Below are 17468 nucleotides of genomic sequence, written 5' to 3'. Positions count from 1 at the left end.
TGTTCAATAACTCGGGAGTTCGATGATCATCCGTGGGCAACACATCGGAGCCTGGGCGGTCACCGCCCTCCTGGTCGCGGCCATCGGCGGCTGCGCCGCCGATCGGACCGCGGACGCCGGCAGCATCACGGCCGACGGCTGCATCGAGAACTACTCGCCCGATGTCGACTACTTCCCCGACAAGGCGGAAGCGGAGTACGCCCGCGGGTGGTCGGTGACCTATCACCGGTCGTACAAGGTGCTGCGCACCACGGTCGAGTCCGCCGGCGGGCACGCCACGGCCGGGTCTCGGCACATCGAGAGCACCTATGTGCTGAACCACTGCGGGGCTCCCGAGCCCGAGTTGACCGGTGACCTCGCCGGCGCAGGAGTGATCACGATCCCGACCAAGACCCTGGCGGATGGCGGCAGTGTCCTCTACGCCGCTCTGGAACGGCTGGACGTCGCGGAATCACTGGTCGGTGAGGCGGAGCGGTTCATCGGGCCCACCGAGGCGCCCCACTTCCCGAAGGTCTCCGCCCAGATCGCGTCCGGCAAGGTCGCTGAACTGGGCTACGACGTGAACCTCGAGGCACTGGCCGACGCCGATCCGGACTTCTACACCAACTATGCGGGCGATCAGGCGATGTTCGCCAAGATCGAGGAGCTGGGCATCCCCGTCGTCTACTACTTCCCGTACACGGAATCTCCGCTGGGTGCCGCGGAGCAGCTCAAGTTCACGTCGCTGTTCTTCAATCGCGAGGCCGAGGCCAACGCGATCTTCGACCCGATCGAGCAGCGGTACCAGGCCCTGGAGCAGGCCGTGTCCGCGAAGGTGGCGAAGGACGGGAGCAAGCCGACGGTCGTCGTCGGGGTGATCGGCAGCTCCGGCGAGGTCACCACCAACCAGAACGATCGGTTCGAGGAGCAATTGATCCGCGCGGCCGGTGGGACGGCCCTGCCGGACCTGCCCGGTGGCGGCAAGGAGACCCTCTCACTCGAGGCGTTTCTCGACATCGGTGCCGATGCCGACTTCTGGCTGGACCTGGTGTTCTTCCCGAAGTACGCCAGCAAGGCCGAGTATCTCGCCGCCGATCCGCGGCTCGACGTCCTCAAGGCGCTGCACAGCGGCGACACGTTCCACCGGATCGGCGCCCGGGGGCAGGACTACTTCCTCAACGGCGCCGTCGATGCCGATGTGATGCTGACCGATGCCGTGAGCCTGCTGCATCCGGAGTTGGCACCCGACCACCAACTCGTCTATCTGGGCGCGGTCTCCGATTAGCAGGACGATCCCCGAGCGTGCCACCTCCCCGATCGTGGACGCGGGCGTCGCACGGGCCGCCGTCACGCGGCAGCACCGGATCGTCACCGTCCGTTACCTCGTCCTGTTCGTCGCGCTGGCCGTCGCCGGAGCGGGCCTGATCCTCGCGTCGCTGGCCTGGGGATCGGTGTCGATCCCGATCGGTGAGGTGTTCACGATCCTGGCCGGCGGGGAGCCGAGCCGGCGGACCTGGTCCGGCATCGTGACCACGCTGCGGCTGCCCAGGACGATCACCGCGGTGATCGCCGGGGCGGCGATCGGGCTGGCCGGCCTGACCATGCAGACGATGTTCCGCAACGCCCTCGCCGATCCGTACGTCCTCGGCGTCAGCTCCGGCGCCAGCCTCGGCGTCGGCTTGGTGATCTTGCCACAGGGAGCCAACGCCGGGCTGTCGGCTGCGGTGCTCAGCGCAGTGGGTCCGCTGCAGAGCCTCGGCGTGGTCGGTGCGGCGGCCCTCGGCGCCCTGGCCGTGCTGTTGATCATGTCGGCGATCGCGGCCCGGGTGCAGAACCTGGTGATCGTGCTCGTCGCCGGAATCATGCTGAGCGCCTTCATCACCGCGCTCGTCAACGTCCTGGTGTACTTTGCCCGCCCCGAGGCCGTGAAGGCCTTCACCTCCTGGCAGTTCGGCACCTTCTCGGGCCTGCGGATGGAGCAGTTGCCGGTGTTGGGCGTGGTCGTCGCGGCGGGGATCACGGTGCTCGCGCTGAGCACCAAACAGCTCAACGTATCGCTGCTCGGCGAGCACTACGCGCAGAGCATGGGGATGTCGGTCCGTGCCATGCGGGTCGCGACGCTCACCAGCACCGCGTTGCTGGCGGGTTCGGTGACCGCGTTTGCCGGCCCGATCGCGTTCCTCGGCATCGCCGCTCCGCATCTGGCCCGCGGCCTGTTCCGTACCACTGACCATCGCATCCTCCTTCCGGCAACTGCGGCGATCGGGATCCTGATCGCGGTTGCCGCGGGCATCTTCGCGCAACTGCCCGGCCTGGAGAGCGACGCGATCCTGCCCCTCAACGCAGCACTCGCGCTCATCGGTGCCCCCATCGTGATGCGGGTCCTGCTGCGGATCCACCGCAGCCAAGACGGATTCTCGCTGTGACGGCCGCCGCGCTGACCGTGGCGAACGCCACCGTCGGCTACGTCGCCGGCGGCCGGAAACGCGCGATCCTCTCCGACCTCCGGGCGAACCTGGGCGCCGGGGAACTCGCCTGTCTGGTCGGCCTGAACGGCTCCGGCAAGTCGACCTTGCTGCGCAGTCTCGCCCGGTTCCAGCCCCTTCTCGGCGGCACGGTTGAAGTCTGCGGACAATCTCTCGCGCGCCTCACTCCTCGCCAGCTCGCCCGGCAGGTCGCCGTCGTGCTCACCGAACGGACCGCGCCGGGACAGATGCGTGCCTACGACGTCGTAGCCCTCGGCCGCTACCCGTACACCGGGATCGCCGGGCGGCTCTCGCCGGCGGACCGTGCCGTGATCGACGAGGCGTTGGCGGCCACCGCCGCGGAAACCCTGGCGCAGCGCCCACTCGGCGAGCTGAGTGACGGCGAGCGCCAACGCGTCATGATCGCCCGCGCGCTCGCGCAGCAGCCCGAGGTGCTGTTGCTCGACGAGCCGGCGGCCTTCCTGGACGTACGGGCCCGGATGGAACTGGCGGCTCTGCTGACCACCCTGACCCGCGAGCGCGGCCTGGCGGTCCTCATGTCAACCCACGATCTGGAACAGACGATGCGCCACGCAGACACGGTCTGGCTGATCGACGAGCTGCGCACCTTCACCACCGGCGCTCCGGAGGATCTCGGCCGGGCCGGTCTGATCGAGAAGGCCCTCGGTGGAGGACTGGATTTCGATCCCGACACCGGCACCTTCCGGGCACCCGGGTCACCGCACCGCGCGGTCGCCCTGGACGGCGACGGCCCGCTGCTGGCCTGGACCCGGCGCGCCGTCATCCGGGCGGGTTGCCGGATCGACCAGGATGCGCCCATCCGGGTGTCCTGGGTGGCCGGCGCCGAGCGGCGGGGACCTCGCTGGACCGTCCGCGCCGCCGGGGCCTCGGTCGACGTGCAGGACCTGGGCGAGTTGGTTCGTCAGGTGAGGCCCGACCGGTTCGCCTGAACCCGGGCTGTTCGGCCGGCGTCGGAGTCCGTTCCGCAGGGGAGGGCGTAGGCGAGCTCGACTCCGATGGGCGCGCCCGACTGGTCGGTGACGCCGACCTGGCGGAGCAGGCCGAGGTTGAGGTCGAGGTCGCGGCGTTCGACCTCCTCGACCAGGGCGATCGCGGCCGGGTGCATCGCGCCCTCGGCCGGGTCGGTGCCGTCGAAGGTCCAGGAGGCGACGATCTCCTCGCGCTCCGGCAGGGTGCCGACCTCGACGCGGTGGCCGTCCAGCGCGAAGCCGGGCTCGGGCTCCCGGGCGACCGGCCAGCTGAGGACCAGCTGGACGTGCTCCGGGTCCTTGCCGGACCGGATCGTCGACCAGAAGTCGCCGGTCGGCCGGTTGTCCGTTGCGGCGAGGGCCTGCCAGAGCGCGCCGAACGCCCGGTTCGCCGGTTCGTCGTCGTCCCACTCCCGGGCGTCGCCATCGGACACCTCGACCAGCACCCCGGCGTACGGCTGCGACGGTGCCGACCGGACCTCCAGACTGACCTCCTGCTCCAGGTCGGCCAGCACCCGCCGGGCCTGCTCGGCGGCCAGGTCCTCGGCCCGGCGCGCGGCCGCGACCCGCTCCCGGTGCTCGTCCAGGAGTTCGGCGGCGCGGTCCGGCGCGGCGGCGGCATCGGCCACCCCGGCCAGCGGTACGCCCGCGTCCCGCAGCGCCTTGATCATGATCGCGTCCCGGAGCTGGCCCGCGGAGTAGCGCCGGTAGCCCGAGAACGGATCGACCTCGGCCGGCGCCAGGATCCCGCGCTCGTCGTACAGCCGAAGGGCCTTGATCGTCAGGCCGGTCCACTGGGCGAACTCTCCGATGTTCAGCATGATCACTCCATTCTCGTTCGGGTGATTCGAGCGTGACGGCTCCCCCAGGGGGAGAGTCGAACCCCGCATCAAGTGATCCTGATTTGCAACCAGTTGCGATGACTGATTACGATGCCGCCATGACTGACCGCCAAGACATCGTGCAACGTTACTTCGAGGGGTTCCGCCGCAGTGATCATGAGGCGATCCTGGCCCTGCTCACCGACGACGTGATCTGGGACCTGCCCGGGTTCCGCCACCTGCAGGGCAAGGACGCGTTCGACGGCGAGATCGAGAACGAGGCCTTCAGCGGCAGTCCGATCTTGATCATCGACCGGCTGATCGAGGGCGAGGACGCGGTGGTCGCCCTGGGCACGGGACAGGGCACGTTCGTCGACGGGCGGGTGCACCGGTTCGCGTTCAACGATGTCTTCACGTTCGCCGGCGACAGGATCAGCCGGGTCGAGTCCTACCTGGTGCCGCTGACGGACGACGCCGGATGAACGAGCCCGACCGGGCCGACCTGCTGCACTATCTGCAGGCCCAGCGGGACAGCGTGGTGGCGATCGTCGACGGGCTCGACGAGGCCGCGCTGGCTCGGTCGGTGGTGCCCAGCGGCTGGACGCCGGCGAGCATGATCATGCATCTGACCGGCGCCGAGCGCTATTGGTGCCACGGGTTGCTCGCGGGCCAGGAGGTCGGCCCGGATCCGGTCGGGATCGGTGCGGTGCAGGCCTATCGCGAGCAGTGGGCCCGATCGGATCGGGCGCTGGCCGACTTGGCGCTGGACGACCGGCCGCGCGGTCCGGTGCCGCCCGAGCACGTACCCCTGTCGGATTCGGTACGGACCGTGCTGCTGCACCTGATCGAGGAGACGGCCCGGCACGCCGGTCACCTCGACGTGGCCCGCGAACTGATCGACGGCGCGACCGGCCTCGGTCCCCGTTGATCAATTGGGGAACGGCAGCGGGACCTGCACCCGGAACGCCAGGAACAGCACCGCGCTGATGATCAACATGATCACCGACAGGACGAGCGAGAACAGCACCACCCCGAACGCGGCGAAGAAGCCGAACTTGATCGCGGTACCGGCACCGATGATCACCTTGGTCTCGGACCGCTCCTGATACGGGTTGCTCATGCCCTCGTACGCTAGCGGTCCCGACTCAGACTTTCCGGATCCGTACCCATTTCACTCGGTGGTCGGAATCCTTGCGCAGGATCGCGGTCGCGCGGCCCCGGGTCGGGCGGATGTTGGTCCACAGATTCGGCCCGTTGATCGAGTCCCAGATCCGGCCGGCCTCCGCGATCGCCTCCTCCTCGGTGAACTTCCCATACTTGACGAAGTACGAGCGCGGGTCCTGGAACGCGGTGTCGCGGAGGGAGAGGAAGCGCTGGATGTACCAGTCCCGGATGTCGACCGGATCGGCGTCGACGTAGACGGAGAAGTCGAAGAAGTCGCTCACCGCCAGCCCGGTGGTGCCGTCGGCGCGGACCCGGGCCGGCTGCAGCACGTTGAGGCCCTCGATGATCATGATGTCGGGCCGCCGGACGACGGCCTGTTCGCCCGGCACGATGTCGTAGGTCAGGTGTGAATAGACCGGCGCGGTGACCTCCTCCTTGCCGGACTTCACGTCGATCACGAACCGGAGCAGCTCCCGGCGGTCGTACGACTCCGGGAAACCCTTGCGGTGCATCAGTCCGCGGCGCTCCAACTCCGCGTTCGGCAGCAGGAAGCCGTCGGTGGTGATCAGGGTGACCCGCGGATGCTCCGGCCAGCCGGCCAGCAGTTCACGGAGCAGCCGGGCCATGGTCGACTTGCCGACCGCGACCGAGCCGGCGACCCCGATCACGAACGGCGTCCGATCCACCGAGAGCCGGAGGAACTCGTTGGTCGAGCGATACAGGTTGCCGGTGTGCCGGACGTACTCGCTGAGCAGCCGGGTCAGCGGCAGGTAGACCTCGCTGACGTCGATCAGCCGGGTCGGGTCGCGCAGTCCGCGCAGCTTCTCTAGGGTCGCCGCGTCGAGGGTGAGTGGGGTCGATGCCGCCAACTCAGCCCAATCGGCCCGGTCGCGCTCGACGTACGGGCCGAGGCCGTTGCCGTTTCCGGTGAACCGCTGAACCACAAGGAGGCATTCTGCCGAATCGGCGCCACCAGGGCGAAACCCGGGATCAGGGCGCCGTGGGGTGGTCTAGCCTGTCGGGCATGTGTGGAATCGTCGGATACGTCGGAACCAAGCCCGCAGGCTCGGTTGTGGTCGAGGGGCTGCGCCGCCTGGAATACCGCGGGTACGACTCCGCCGGGGTGGCCGTGGTGGACGAGGGTGTGGCGCGGACGCTCCGCTGCGTGAAGAAGGCCGGCAAGATCGCCAACCTGGACAAGGAGCTCGCCGATCACCCGCTGCCGCTGACCGGCCAGGGGATCGGGCACACCCGCTGGGCGACCCACGGCGCGCCGAACGACACCAACGCCCACCCACACCTGTCCGCCGACGGCCGGGTCGCGGTCGTGCACAACGGCATCATCGAGAACTTCGCGGCGCTGCGGGCCGAATTGGTCGCGGCCGGGATCCCGCTCAGTTCCGAGACCGACACCGAGACCGTCGCCCACCTGATCGGCCGGCTGCTGGACGAGGGCGTCGACCTCGCGACCGCGATGCGCCGGGTCTGCGTCCGGCTGGACGGGGCCTTCACGCTGGTCGCGGTGGACCGGGACACGCCGGATCTGGTCGTCGGCGCCCGGCGCAACTCGCCCCTGGTGGTCGGCGTCGGCGAGGGGGAGAACTTCCTCGCCTCCGACGTGGCCGCGTTCATCGAGCACACCCGGGACGCGATCGAGCTCGGCCAGGACCAGGTCGTCCAGATCACCTCGTCCGGGGTGACGGTCACCGATTTCGAGGGGCGGCCCGCCGACGTGCGTCCGTACCACGTCGACTGGGACCTGACCGCCGCCCAGAAGGACGGCTACGACTGGTTCATGCGCAAGGAGATCTACGAGCAGCCGGATGCGGTCGCGAACACGCTGCTGGGCCGGCACTCCAAGGAGGGCAAGCTGGTCCTGGACGAGCTGCGGATGTCCGAGGACGACCTGCGCAAGATCGACAAGATCATCATCGTCGCCTGCGGTACGGCGTTCTATGCGGGACTCGTCGCCAAGTACGCGATCGAGCACTGGACCCGGCTGCCCTGCGAGGTCGAGTTGGCCCACGAGTTCCGCTACCGGGACCCGATCGTCGGGCCGACCACGCTGGTCGTCTGCATCTCGCAGTCCGGCGAGACGGCCGACTCGTTGATGGCGGTCCGGCATGCCCGGGAGCAGAAGGCGCGGGTGCTGGCGATCTGCAACACCAACGGGTCCACGATCCCGCGGGAGTCGGACGCCGTGATCTACACCCACGCCGGGCCGGAGATCGGCGTCGCGTCGACCAAGGGCTTCATGACCCAGCTGGTCGCCTGCTACGTGCTCGGGCTCTATCTGGCCCAGGTGCGCGGCACGAAGTTCGACGACGAGATCGCCGCCACCGTCGCCGAACTGGAGGCGATGCCGGCCGCGATCCAGTCGGTGCTGGACGGGATCGAGCCGGTGATCAAGCTCGCCGAGGAGTTCGCCGACGAGCCGTCGGTGCTGTTCCTCGGCCGGCACGTCGGCTACCCGGTCGCACTGGAGGGTGCGTTGAAGCTCAAGGAGCTCGCGTACATCCATGCCGAGGGGTTCGCCGCCGGCGAGCTGAAGCACGGCCCGATCGCCCTGATCGATGATCAACTTCCGGTGTTCGTCGTGGTGCCGCCGCGCGGTCGTGATCAACTTCATGACAAGGTGGTCTCCAACATCCAGGAGATCCGGGCCCGCGGCGCGCGGACCATCGTGCTCGCCGAGGCCGATGATCAAGCCGTCGAGCCGTACGCGGATCTCATGATCAAACTGCCCAAGGTGTCCACGCTGTTGCAGCCGATGCTCGCCGTCGTTCCGCTGCAGGTGTTCGCCTGTGAGCTGGCCACCCGGAAGGGTCACGACGTGGACCAGCCCCGCAACCTGGCCAAGTCGGTCACGGTCGAGTGAGTCCCCGCACACGATGATCATCGGGGTCGGGATCGACGTCTGCGACGTGTCCCGGTTCGCCGAGACGATCGAACGTCGGCCGGGCTTGATCACCAGGCTGTTCACGCCGGCCGAGGCGGAGAAGTCGACCGCCTCGCTGGCCGCCCGGTTCGCCGCCAAGGAAGCCCTGGCCAAGGCGCTCGGTGCGCCGAGCGGGATGATCTGGACCGACGCCGAGGTGATCACCGACGGAGAGGGACGGCCCTCCTTCAAGATCATCGGTACGGTCGCCGCCCGGGCCGAACAACTCGGCGTCGGCACCATCCACCTCTCCATCTCCCACGACGCCGGCATCGCCTCGGCGATGGTCGTCTGCGAGCAATGACGCTGGCCGGCTCTCCTCCTTGCATGTACCCTTGAGGTAAGGCGTGCACGGATAAGGTAAGGAGCTGGAATGACGGCCGCGACCATGACCAGCAAGGGGCAGATCACGGTGCCCCGGGACGTACGGGAAGATCTCGGGCTGGTGCCCGGGTCGAAGGTGATGTTCGTGAAGCTCGGCCCGCGCGACTATCGGATCGTCGCCCGGACGGGGCGGATCGAAGACCTGTTCGGAATCCTCCATCGGCCGGGCCAACCGCCGCTGACCATCGAGGAGATGAACGAGGCGATCGCCGAAGCTGCCGCCGAGAGCGGGATGCGCGGCGTACGGGACGAACCGTGATCGGTGTTGACACGAACATCCTGGTCCGGGCGATTGCCAAGGTCGACGACACGGCTTCTGCGGACCTGGCACGCTCCTTTCTTAGCGGTCTGACAGCGGAGAGACCCGGCTTCATCACCCAGGTCGTGATGGCGGAGTTCTACTGGGTGATCTCGCGCAGCTACCGGCTCGACCGGGAATCCTGTCTCAGCGTGATCCGCGGGCTGGTCGAGACGCCGACGTTGGAGTTCGACGACGGTGAAGGTGTCGTCCGGGCGTTGATGTTGGCCGAGGACACCGGCGCCGACTTCGCCGACGCCCTGGTCCAGGGGGCGGTCGATCGCTTCGGCGCCGACGAGGTGGTGACCTTCGACCGGGCCGCGGCACAGCGACTTGGCTGGCGCCTGCTCACCGACTGAGTCGGCGGGGCTGGGGTTCGTTACCGGTCACGGACGACCCGGAAGCTGGTGCGCTCTCGCCAGGCGATGGCCTCGACCGCCGCGTACACCTCGGATCTGGCTTCGTGGCACCAGGTGATCGGGATCCGCGGCCAGTAGCCCTGTCCGGTGGCGTCGACCAGCAGCAACCGGATCGGAATCTCCGCTCTGGCCGGACAAGCCTCATGCCAACCGGGCACTCGGTCGTCCGGCAGCGACAGTGCCTGCGACAGGACGTCCGACGGCGCGCCGACGAGTTCGCGGACGAGGTAGTCGAACCGCCCGTCCTTGCGGGTCAGCGGCTCGTCGACCAGGCACCGGATCACCCCGGTCGCGACGAATCCGGCTGGTGCCAGCCCACCGAGGTACGGATCGTCCGGGACGTCCGGGTGGACCACCCCGTCGCCGTCGCGCGGGCAGCGACCGTCCACCAGCGGCGCCGGCGTCGGCGACGGTCGGGGGCTCATCGTGTCGGCCGAAACGCAGCCGTACGTGATCATGAGCAGGGCGGCCAGCCAGCAGCCCCGCAGCCAGCGGGCCATGGATCGAGGGTAGGACTCCTGTGTGCCGGGCGCGGGGTTCGATCAGGATCGGTGCTTGATCGTGAACTTCGCCTGGGCTCGCCACGGCATCGCCTCGACCACGCGCTTGACCTCCGACAGCGGCCGGCCGCACGGGGTGATCGGGACGCGTGGCCGGTAGCCGCGCTCGGTGGCGTCGACCAGCAGCAAGAAGAGCGTCGGCTCCAGGTTCTCCGGGCAACCGAAGTCGGCCCGCTTCGGCACCTCGTCGGGGAGGGCGAGCGCCGCCAGCAGTTCGGGAGTGACCGCGGTGGAGTACTCGGTGACGTCGAAGATCTCGTACCCGTTCTGGGACCGGCCCAGGTTGCCGGTGCAGCGGATCGCCGTGACCGGCCGGAAGCCCTCGGGCGGCAGCGAGCCGCGATAGGGGTCCGCGTCCTCGAGGGGCTGGATCAGGCCGACTCCGTCGCGGGGACACCGGCCGTCCACCAGTGGACGCAGGATCGGTGCCGGCCGAGGCTCGTGCGGGGGCGGCGGGGTGCATCCGGCGGTCACCAGGACGATGATCAACAGCACCCACCACAGCGAGGTCGTCCGGCCCATGGTTCGAAGGTAGATGGTCGAGCGGCTCCGCGGGTGAAGACCTACCCTAGGCTTCCGTTCCCGGCTCGCCGAAGCGGTAGCGGTCGACGACCGTACTCACGCTGCGCAGCCGGCGGGGGTTGATCGACAGCAGGCCGGTCATCGCACGACCGATCAGCCGGGTCGCGGGAGACAGCTGGCCGAGGTCGGCGTCGCGGGTCGGATACGACTCCTCGACCAGTGTCAGTCCGGGAGCCCAGCGTTCCGGGTCGTGCGGGTCGTCGGAGCCCGGGTTGACCACGTCGGGCGCGATCGAGCCGAACTGCTTCGGGAAGTGTTTCACCACCCAGACGGCGAGCTTCGGGTAACCGTTGAACGCGATCTCGCCGGCCGGAAAATGATCAACGAGCCTTCGCAGCAGCGACGCGAAGCCCTCCGCGGTCAGGAACGGCATCAGGCCGTCGGCGACGATCACGGCCGGCCGGTCGCGGGGAAGATCACCGAGCCAGCCATGATCCTTGAGATCGGCGGCCAGCGAGCGCACGCCAGGCCGTACCGGAACGACCTGCTCCCGTACCGAGACGACGGTGGGGAGATCGATGTCGTACCACCGGACGGTCGCTGGTGGATCGACTCGGGAAGCCCGGCTGTCCAACCCGGCACCAAGATCGAGAACGACCGCGTCCGGATGGGTCGCGACGAAGGCGGTGACGATGTCGTCCAGTTTCTTCGCTCGGGCGGCGATGTCGATGATCTTGCTCTTCGGCAACGGGAACCGGGCGAGGTCGTAGCCGGTCTTGATCACGATCTCGTCCGCTGTGGTGTCACCGAGCAGCGGGTTCGGCAACCTGCTGTCCAGGGCGCGTCCGCACTGGGTCAGCCAGAGGCTGCTCTCGGCCGGCGAGAACGCTGGAAGTGTCATGGTCATCCGGCTCAATCCTTTCCTGGGTTGGGAGGGCGGGCCATCGACCTGATCCACGCATCGGTCGCGCTGCGGGTCACGGAGTCGTCGACGTACACGCCGCGGGTGAAGAGTTCGAGCGCCGGCCCGGTCAGGCGGCGCAATGCCTCCGGGCCGAAGTCCTCCGCGCCGAGTGCCCGGACCAGTGCGGCCGGCATGGTCAGGATGCCTTGGCTGATGATCAAGGTCAGCACGGCCAGTGCCCTGGGATCGTCGGTGTGCCGGAACGAGCCGTCCTCGGCGCCGGCCCGGAAGATCGCCTCGGCCTCGGCCACCAGCGCCTCGACCAGCGGCCCGGCGGCCGGCACGTCCTCCTCGATCGCGCGGGCCAGGTAGAGCGCCTGCCGGCGATAGGCCTCGGGGTCGGCCAGGTAGGCGTCGAGCAGTTCGGGAAGCCCGGCGCCGGACGGCCGGGCGGCGGCACGGGCGCGGTCGCTGACGGTCGCCAGGACGTACGCGTCGCAGGCGGCTCGGAGGCCGTCCTTGCTGCCGAAGTGGTGGAAGATCAGCCCGACGCTCACCCCGGCCTCGGCGGCGATGGAACGAACCTTGGCCCGCGTGAAACCGTCCCTGGCGAAGTGCGCGATGGCGACGTTGCGGATCCGCGCCCGTGCCGTCAGGTCGTCGCCCTTCGTCTCGACTGAACTCATGTTCAGTATCCTAATCCTCCGTTCAGACCTTCACAAGGTTCGGCGCTTGTGGCGTACGCATATGTATATGTATAGTTCTGCGTATGCCGAACAAGACGATCTATGTCTCCGACAGCGACCAGGAGCTCTTCGCCCGGGCTCAGGAGCTGGCCGGGGGCAGCCTGTCCCAGGCGATCACCACCGCACTCCGGCGGTTCGTGGAGTTCGAGGAGGGCAAGCTCGAGGGCTTCGAGGAGGTCGTCGTCAAGGTCGGCCTCGGCGTCGGTCGCAAGGTCCGGTTCTCCGGGATGCTGCTGGCCGAATGGATGGACACCACCGCGACGTCGGTGGCGACGATCAAGGTCTACCAGAGCCGTACCGGCAAGTTCGTGGTGCACACCGAACGATCGCCGGAATGGAAGGACCAGTCCGAGAACGCCGAGAAATGGAGTCAGGGCTGGCGGGCCTGGGTCGGCAACCTCAGCGCCAACCAGAGCTGGAGCTTCACCGAGGGCGAATCGACCCTCGACGTGGTCGACACCGTCGAGGAACTGAAACCCAAGATCCCGGCCAAGCTGTACGACCTCGTCGCGTCGGCCCAAGATCATCCGCTGATCGAAGACCTGGACATCTGAGCTAGGCCACACCACACCACAACCGAGGGACTCCGGGCGTACTCCGGTCTTTCGAGCCTGCCCACCTCGCACCACACCTGGAAAGGCGCAGCCATGCCCACAGCCATCGAGGCCGTCGGCCTCCGTCGCAGTTACGGCGACCTGACCGTGCTCGAAGGGGTCGATCTGACCGTCGCCACCGGAACGATCTTCGCCCTGCTCGGCCCCAACGGCGCCGGCAAGACGACCACCGTCAACATCCTGTCCACCTTGATCACGCCGGACGCGGGCCGGGCCCGGGTTGCCGGCCACGACCTGGCCACCGAACCCGACGCGGTGCGCGCCGCGATCGGCGTCACCGGCCAGTTCTCTGCGGTCGACGGCCTGCTCACCGGAGCCGAGAACCTCCGCCTGATGGCCCGGCTGCACCACCTGGACCGGGCCGAGGCCGACGCGACCGTGGCCCGGTTGCTGGAGCAGTTCGATCTTGTCGACGCGGCCAAGAAGCCGGCCGCCACCTATTCCGGTGGCATGCGGCGCCGGCTCGACCTGGCGATGACCCTGGTCGGCGATCCCAAGATCATCTTCCTGGACGAGCCGACCACCGGTCTCGATCCGCGCAGCCGAAGGACCATGTGGCAGATCATCCGGGAGCTGGTCGCCGGCGGCGTGACGATCTTCCTGACCACCCAGTATCTGGAGGAGGCCGACGAGTTGGCCGACCGGATCGCGGTCCTTGATCACGGCCGACTGATCGCCGAGGGTACGGCCGCCGAGCTGAAGGGCCGGATCGCCGGTGGTCACCTGCTGCTCCGGTTCGGCGACGCCGAGGCACTCGGCGCGGCGACCGTGGCGCTGGACGGGTCGGTGCCCAACCTGGAGGCGCTCACCCTGCAGGTACCCAGCGACGGCGGCGTCCGGTCGCTGCGCACGGTGCTGGACCGGCTCGACCGGTCCGGCGTGGAGATCGCCGAGCTCTCCGTCCACACGCCGGATCTCGACGACGTCTTCCTGGCTCTGACCGGCCAGCCGAACGAATCCATGATCACGAACGAGAAGGAATCAGTCCGATGAGTACGCTCACGTACGCGGCCGCCGACACGATGGCGATGGCCCGCCGCAAACTCCTGCACATCGTCCGCTACCCGAGCATGACCCTGCTGCTGATCGGGATGCCGATCATCTTCATGCTGCTCTTCGTGTACGTCTTCGGTGGCACCCTCGGGGCCGGCATCGGGGGCAGCCGGGCCGACTACCTCAACTACGTGGTGCCCGGCATCCTCGTGATGGGTGTCGCGGCCAGCGCCCAGGGCGTCGCGGTGTCCGCCGCGATGGACATGACCGAGGGCGTCATCGCCCGGTTTCGGACGATGGCGATCTTCCGGCCGTCGGTGCTCGCCTCGCACGTGATCGGCGGCGTCGTGCAGACTTTGTTGATCTCCGCGGTGGTGATCGGCGTCGCGCTGCTGATCGGCTTCCGGTCGCCGGCCGGGCCGTTGCAGTGGCTCGGTGTGATCGGTGTGATCACCATGATCGGCTTCGCGCTGACCTGGCTCTGTGTCGCCCTCGGCCTGGTGGCCAAGACCGTGGAGTCGGCGAGCAACCTGCCGATGCCGCTGACCCTGCTTCCCTTCCTGGGCAGCGGATTCGTGCCGACCGATTCGATGCCGGTCGGGCTGCGCTGGTTCGCCGAGTACCAGCCGTTCACGCCGATCATGGAGACGCTGCGCGGCCTGCTGTTCGGCACCCCGATCGGCTACAGCTGGATCCTCGCGATCGGCTGGTGCCTGGTGATCTCGGTTGGCGGCTTCCTCTGGTCCCGGCACCTGTACCGCCGCGACCCCAGCCGCTGACCGTCGGGGTCAGGTCAGGAGCAGGTCGAGCAGGCGGCGGCAGCGGGGCGGGTCCTCGGTGAGGCCGTGCCGCAGGCCCCAGAAGAGGTAGTCGGCGGCCCGGAAGATCACCCAGCAGCGGGCCCGCTCAGCGCGCAGGCCGGCCACCTCGACCACGGTCCGGAGATGATCATGGACGTCCTGGTCGGCCATCTCGTCCAGGCGGCTCCACAGGATCCGGGCGAGGTCGTACTCGATGTCGCCGCGAATCAGCACCGGATCGACCACCAGCCAGGGCTCCCGCTCGCCCGCCAGCACTTGGTCGTGGTGCAGGTCGCCGTTCACGGCTCGGTCCTCGCCGGGCTCGGTGATCAACCGGCCCGTCGCCTCGAGAACGCCGTCGAGGAGGCGGGCCGGGAACGGCCGGTCGAGCTCCTCCCACTCGCGGCCGAACCGCTCGGCGCCGCTGCGGAGCCAGGAGTCCGTGGTCGGTACGCCCTCGGGCGGGTCCACCGCCAACCGCCGCATCACCCGGGCGATGATCGGCACCGCCTCCGCGAGCGGCAGCGAGGAGAGGGACCGGTCGCCGTCGAGCCGTTCCAGCAGCATCGCGCCGACCGCCGGGTCGGCCTCGTGCAACAGGACCGTGCCGCGGCCGGCCCAGAACTCCAGCGCCGCGACCTGGGCGGGAAGATCATGATCATCGGGCGGGTTCAGCCGGAGCACGTACGGCAGTCCGTCCCGTCGGACCGGAAGCACCAGCGCATTCGAACCGTGCCGGGCCGGCCCGTCCACGGTGAGCCGCAGTCGCCGGCAGGTCTCGGTGATCAACTCCGGCAGCTGGTCAAGCCACGCGGTGCCGTCGTGCCACCACCGCGGCATAGCACGAAAGCTCTCCGGGATCTCCACCACAGCGACGACCCTAGTGCCAGACTGACCTCATGCCCTTCGAAGCTCGCCTGGCGGAGCTCGGTGTGGAGCTGCCGCCGCCCACTGCCGCGCCGCCGGGCGCGCGGATCCCGTTCGACTGGGGGCGCGTCGTCGGCTGACGCTGTTTTCTCAGCGGGCACGGCGCGATCGGCGCCGACGGAGCCCGGCCGGACCGTTCGGCAGGGTGCCCGACGTGGTCAGCCTGGCCGAGGCACAGGAGTCGGCGCGGCTGACCGGGCTGGCCATGATCGCCGCGCTGCGCACCGAACTCGGCGATCTTGACCGAGTCGAGGCCTGGTTGACGATCAGCGGGTACGTCAACGCGGCCGAGGGCTATCCGCAGACCACGGCGGTGATCAATCCGGTGTCGGAACTGGTGCTGGAGATCTTCGGTGACGCCGGCCGGCATGCCCGCACCGCGATCGGTGTCTCCGCGCTGCCGCTGAACCTGCCGGTGATCGTCGCCGCCGAGCTGACCCTGAAGTCCTGACTGACGCAGACACTAGCCTGGGCCTCATGGAACAGCGCGCCTATTCGACCGCGACGGTCCGCGAGGTGGAGCAGGTCGAGATCGACCGGGTCGGGCTCGCGCTGATGCGGCGGGCCGCGGCCGGGGTGGCGGCGGTGGCCCGACGGGAATTGATCAAGATCCGGGGCCGGGTCTATGGCGCGCGGGTGTTGATCTTGGTCGGCGGCGGCAACAACGGCGGCGACGCCCTGTATGCGGGCGCGTCGCTGGCCCGCCGGGGAGCTCGGGTGCTGGCGGTGAGCTGCCTCGGTACTCCGCATCCCGAGGGTCGCGCGGCGCTCGAGCAGGCCGGCGGGCGGGTGGTCGGTCTGGCCGAGTTGCCGGACCAGAACTGGGATCTCGCGATCGACGGGATTCTCGGCATCGGCGGCCGTCCCGGGCTGCCGGAACCGGTCGCGGCGTTGGCCGGAAGTCTGGCAGGCCAGGGCGTTCCGGTGATCGCTGTCGACCTGCCGTCCGGCGTCGCCAGCGACACCGGGGCCGTCGGTGATCAGTGGATCCGGGCCCGCCGTACGGTCACGTTCGGTGCCCGCAAGCCGTGCCACCTGGTCGAACCGGGCCGGTCGGCCACGGGCGAGCTGACCATGATCGACATCGGCCTCGACTTCACCTCGGCGCGGCCCGACCTGATCGGGCTCGACGTGGCCGGGCTCGCGGCTCGGTGGCCGTACCCGGGACGACAAGTCGACAAGTACGCGCGCGGGGTGGTCGGCCTGGACACCGGGTCGGACAGCTACCCGGGCGCCGGGCTGCTGTCGACGCTCGGCGCCGTCCACTCGGGCGCCGGGATGGTCCGGTTCCTCGGCCCCGATCACCCGACGTCGCTGGTTGTCGCCGAACTGCCCAACGTCGTGCTCGCGCCGGGCCGGGTCCAGGCGCACGTGTTCGGCTGCGGCTGGGGCGACCGGCCGGACGGCGCCCGGTTGATCAAGGACGCACTGGACGCGGGCACCCCGGCCGTCGTCGACGCCGATGGCCTCCGCTATCTCCCGGACCGGCTGCCGTCCAGCTGGCTGCTCACCCCGCACGCCGGTGAACTGGCCCGGCTGCTCGGCCGCGACCGCTCCGAGGTCGAGGCGAACCCGATCGCGGCGGTCCGGGCCGGCGCCGAACGGACCGGGGCCACGGTGCTGCTCAAGGGCGCCACCCAACTGGTCGCCTCGCCCGACACCGGGCCGGTCTGGGTCGCGCTGCCCGGGCCGTCCTGGACCGCGCAGGCCGGTTCGGGCGACGTCCTGGCCGGGATCTGCGGCACCCTGCTCGCGGCCGGGCAGCCCGCGTTCCGGGCCGGCCAATTGGCCGCCTCCCTCCAGGCGTACGCCGCTGCCCGGCACCCCGGGCCGCGCCCGCCGCAGGATCTGGCCCGAATGCTCCCGGAGACCATCGCCGAGTTGGCCGGGCTGGCGCGAATCGGGGACGGACGTTCCGGCTGAC

General features: G+C 69.4%; 22 protein-coding genes. 14 read left to right on the top strand and 8 right to left on the bottom strand.

The window, feature by feature from the left end:
- The first annotated feature begins 22 nt into the window (after positions 1-22).
- From BKA15_RS11750 to BKA15_RS11740, 3 genes are read left to right on the top strand one after another with little or no spacing between them, the layout of a single operon-like run.
- Positions 23-1264, top strand: a complete 1242-nt coding sequence (locus tag BKA15_RS11750; protein WP_179750945.1) for an ABC transporter substrate-binding protein — start codon at positions 23-25, stop codon at positions 1262-1264.
- A 34-nt stretch (positions 1265-1298) separates the two neighbouring features.
- Complete coding sequence (locus BKA15_RS11745; RefSeq protein WP_179750943.1) at positions 1299-2405, top strand: FecCD family ABC transporter permease; 1107 nt, start codon at positions 1299-1301, stop codon at positions 2403-2405.
- The gene (locus BKA15_RS11740; protein ID WP_179750941.1) at positions 2402-3415 is read left to right on the top strand and encodes an ABC transporter ATP-binding protein; all 1014 of its coding nucleotides are present in this window, start codon (positions 2402-2404) and stop codon (positions 3413-3415) included. The genes BKA15_RS11745 and BKA15_RS11740 overlap by 4 nt, the downstream gene beginning before the upstream one ends.
- Here the strand turns inward: BKA15_RS11740 and BKA15_RS11735 are convergent.
- Positions 3388-4275: a MerR family transcriptional regulator gene (locus tag BKA15_RS11735; protein WP_218871240.1), complete on the bottom strand. Its 888-nt coding sequence runs from the start codon at positions 4273-4275 to the stop codon at positions 3388-3390. The genes BKA15_RS11740 and BKA15_RS11735 overlap by 28 nt on opposite strands.
- Positions 4276-4394: 119 nt before the next feature.
- Here BKA15_RS11735 and BKA15_RS11730 point away from each other — a divergent pair, with 119 nt between their 5' ends.
- Together BKA15_RS11730 and BKA15_RS11725 are read left to right on the top strand one after the other, a co-directional pair.
- Positions 4395-4757, top strand: coding sequence for a nuclear transport factor 2 family protein (locus tag BKA15_RS11730; RefSeq protein ID WP_179750939.1), 363 nt, complete (start codon positions 4395-4397; stop codon positions 4755-4757).
- Positions 4754-5203 carry a DinB family protein gene (locus tag BKA15_RS11725; RefSeq protein ID WP_179750937.1) on the top strand — a complete coding sequence of 150 codons (450 nt, stop codon included), beginning with the start codon at positions 4754-4756 and terminating at the stop codon, positions 5201-5203. Before BKA15_RS11730 ends, BKA15_RS11725 begins: the two co-directional genes overlap by 4 nt.
- On the opposite strand, the gene BKA15_RS11720 is transcribed toward BKA15_RS11725, so the two are convergent.
- Complete coding sequence (locus BKA15_RS11720; RefSeq protein ID WP_179750935.1) at positions 5204-5395, bottom strand: hypothetical protein; 192 nt, start codon at positions 5393-5395, stop codon at positions 5204-5206.
- 25 nt (positions 5396-5420) lie between these two features.
- Positions 5421-6383 carry a type I pantothenate kinase gene (gene coaA / locus BKA15_RS11715; protein ID WP_179750933.1) on the bottom strand — a complete coding sequence of 321 codons (963 nt, stop codon included), beginning with the start codon at positions 6381-6383 and terminating at the stop codon, positions 5421-5423.
- An 80-nt stretch (positions 6384-6463) separates the two neighbouring features.
- Between coaA and glmS the strand changes: the two genes are divergently transcribed.
- The 4 genes from glmS (at position 6464) to BKA15_RS11695 (ending at position 9418) form a co-directional block, all read left to right on the top strand.
- Positions 6464-8317, top strand: a complete 1854-nt coding sequence (gene glmS / locus BKA15_RS11710; protein ID WP_179750931.1) for a glutamine--fructose-6-phosphate transaminase (isomerizing) — start codon at positions 6464-6466, stop codon at positions 8315-8317.
- Positions 8318-8330: 13 nt separating this feature from the next.
- Positions 8331-8681, top strand: a complete 351-nt coding sequence (locus BKA15_RS11705; protein ID WP_179750929.1) for a holo-ACP synthase — start codon at positions 8331-8333, stop codon at positions 8679-8681.
- A gap of 69 nt (positions 8682-8750) precedes the next feature.
- The gene (locus tag BKA15_RS11700) at positions 8751-9020 is read left to right on the top strand and encodes an AbrB/MazE/SpoVT family DNA-binding domain-containing protein (RefSeq protein ID WP_179750927.1); all 270 of its coding nucleotides are present in this window, start codon (positions 8751-8753) and stop codon (positions 9018-9020) included.
- Entirely contained in the window at positions 9017-9418 is a 402-nt protein-coding gene (locus tag BKA15_RS11695) for a type II toxin-antitoxin system VapC family toxin (protein WP_179750925.1), read from the top strand. Before BKA15_RS11700 ends, BKA15_RS11695 begins: the two co-directional genes overlap by 4 nt.
- Before the next feature lie 20 nt (positions 9419-9438).
- On the opposite strand, the gene BKA15_RS11690 is transcribed toward BKA15_RS11695, so the two are convergent.
- Genes BKA15_RS11690 through BKA15_RS11675 form a run of 4 tightly spaced genes read right to left on the bottom strand, consistent with a single transcriptional unit; the run spans position 9439 to position 12150 of the window.
- Complete coding sequence (locus BKA15_RS11690) at positions 9439-9978, bottom strand: hypothetical protein (protein WP_179750924.1); 540 nt, start codon at positions 9976-9978, stop codon at positions 9439-9441.
- Positions 9979-10020: 42 nt separating this feature from the next.
- Positions 10021-10560: a hypothetical protein gene (locus BKA15_RS11685; protein WP_179750922.1), complete on the bottom strand. Its 540-nt coding sequence runs from the start codon at positions 10558-10560 to the stop codon at positions 10021-10023.
- Between the two features lie 46 nt (positions 10561-10606).
- Positions 10607-11467: a class I SAM-dependent methyltransferase gene (locus BKA15_RS11680; RefSeq protein ID WP_179750920.1), complete on the bottom strand. Its 861-nt coding sequence runs from the start codon at positions 11465-11467 to the stop codon at positions 10607-10609.
- Positions 11468-11472: 5 nt separating this feature from the next.
- Entirely contained in the window at positions 11473-12150 is a 678-nt protein-coding gene (locus tag BKA15_RS11675) for a TetR/AcrR family transcriptional regulator (RefSeq protein ID WP_179750918.1), read from the bottom strand.
- Between the two features lie 83 nt (positions 12151-12233).
- Between BKA15_RS11675 and BKA15_RS11670 the strand changes: the two genes are divergently transcribed.
- The 3 genes from BKA15_RS11670 to BKA15_RS11660 all read left to right on the top strand — a co-directional run bounded on the left by BKA15_RS11670 (position 12234) and on the right by BKA15_RS11660 (position 14596).
- Positions 12234-12764, top strand: a complete 531-nt coding sequence (locus tag BKA15_RS11670; protein WP_179750916.1) for an EXLDI protein — start codon at positions 12234-12236, stop codon at positions 12762-12764.
- Between the two features lie 93 nt (positions 12765-12857).
- Positions 12858-13817 (top strand): ATP-binding cassette domain-containing protein, encoded by a 960-nt coding sequence (locus tag BKA15_RS11665; protein ID WP_179750914.1) that lies wholly within the window; start codon positions 12858-12860, stop codon positions 13815-13817.
- A complete protein-coding gene (locus BKA15_RS11660; RefSeq protein WP_179750912.1) occupies positions 13814-14596 on the top strand; it encodes an ABC transporter permease in 783 nt (260 codons plus the stop codon). Before BKA15_RS11665 ends, BKA15_RS11660 begins: the two co-directional genes overlap by 4 nt.
- A gap of 9 nt (positions 14597-14605) precedes the next feature.
- Here the strand turns inward: BKA15_RS11660 and BKA15_RS11655 are convergent, their stop codons facing one another.
- On the bottom strand, positions 14606-15487 hold the full coding sequence (locus BKA15_RS11655) for an aminoglycoside phosphotransferase family protein (RefSeq protein WP_312878965.1): 882 nt from the start codon (positions 15485-15487) through the stop codon (positions 14606-14608).
- Between the two features lie 211 nt (positions 15488-15698).
- On the opposite strand from BKA15_RS11655, the gene BKA15_RS34830 reads away from it, so the two are divergent.
- Both BKA15_RS34830 and BKA15_RS11645 read left to right on the top strand, forming a co-directional pair.
- Positions 15699-15995: a RidA family protein gene (locus tag BKA15_RS34830; protein WP_218871237.1), complete on the top strand. Its 297-nt coding sequence runs from the start codon at positions 15699-15701 to the stop codon at positions 15993-15995.
- Positions 15996-16021: 26 nt separating this feature from the next.
- The gene (locus BKA15_RS11645; protein WP_179750910.1) at positions 16022-17467 is read left to right on the top strand and encodes a bifunctional ADP-dependent NAD(P)H-hydrate dehydratase/NAD(P)H-hydrate epimerase; all 1446 of its coding nucleotides are present in this window, start codon (positions 16022-16024) and stop codon (positions 17465-17467) included.
- The last annotated feature ends 1 nt before the right edge of the window (position 17468 follow it).

The organism is Microlunatus parietis, from assembly GCF_013407955.1.
GTDB classification, from domain to species: domain Bacteria; phylum Actinomycetota; class Actinomycetes; order Propionibacteriales; family Propionibacteriaceae; genus Microlunatus; species Microlunatus parietis.
This window is presented reverse-complemented; position numbering and strand designations above follow the sequence as displayed.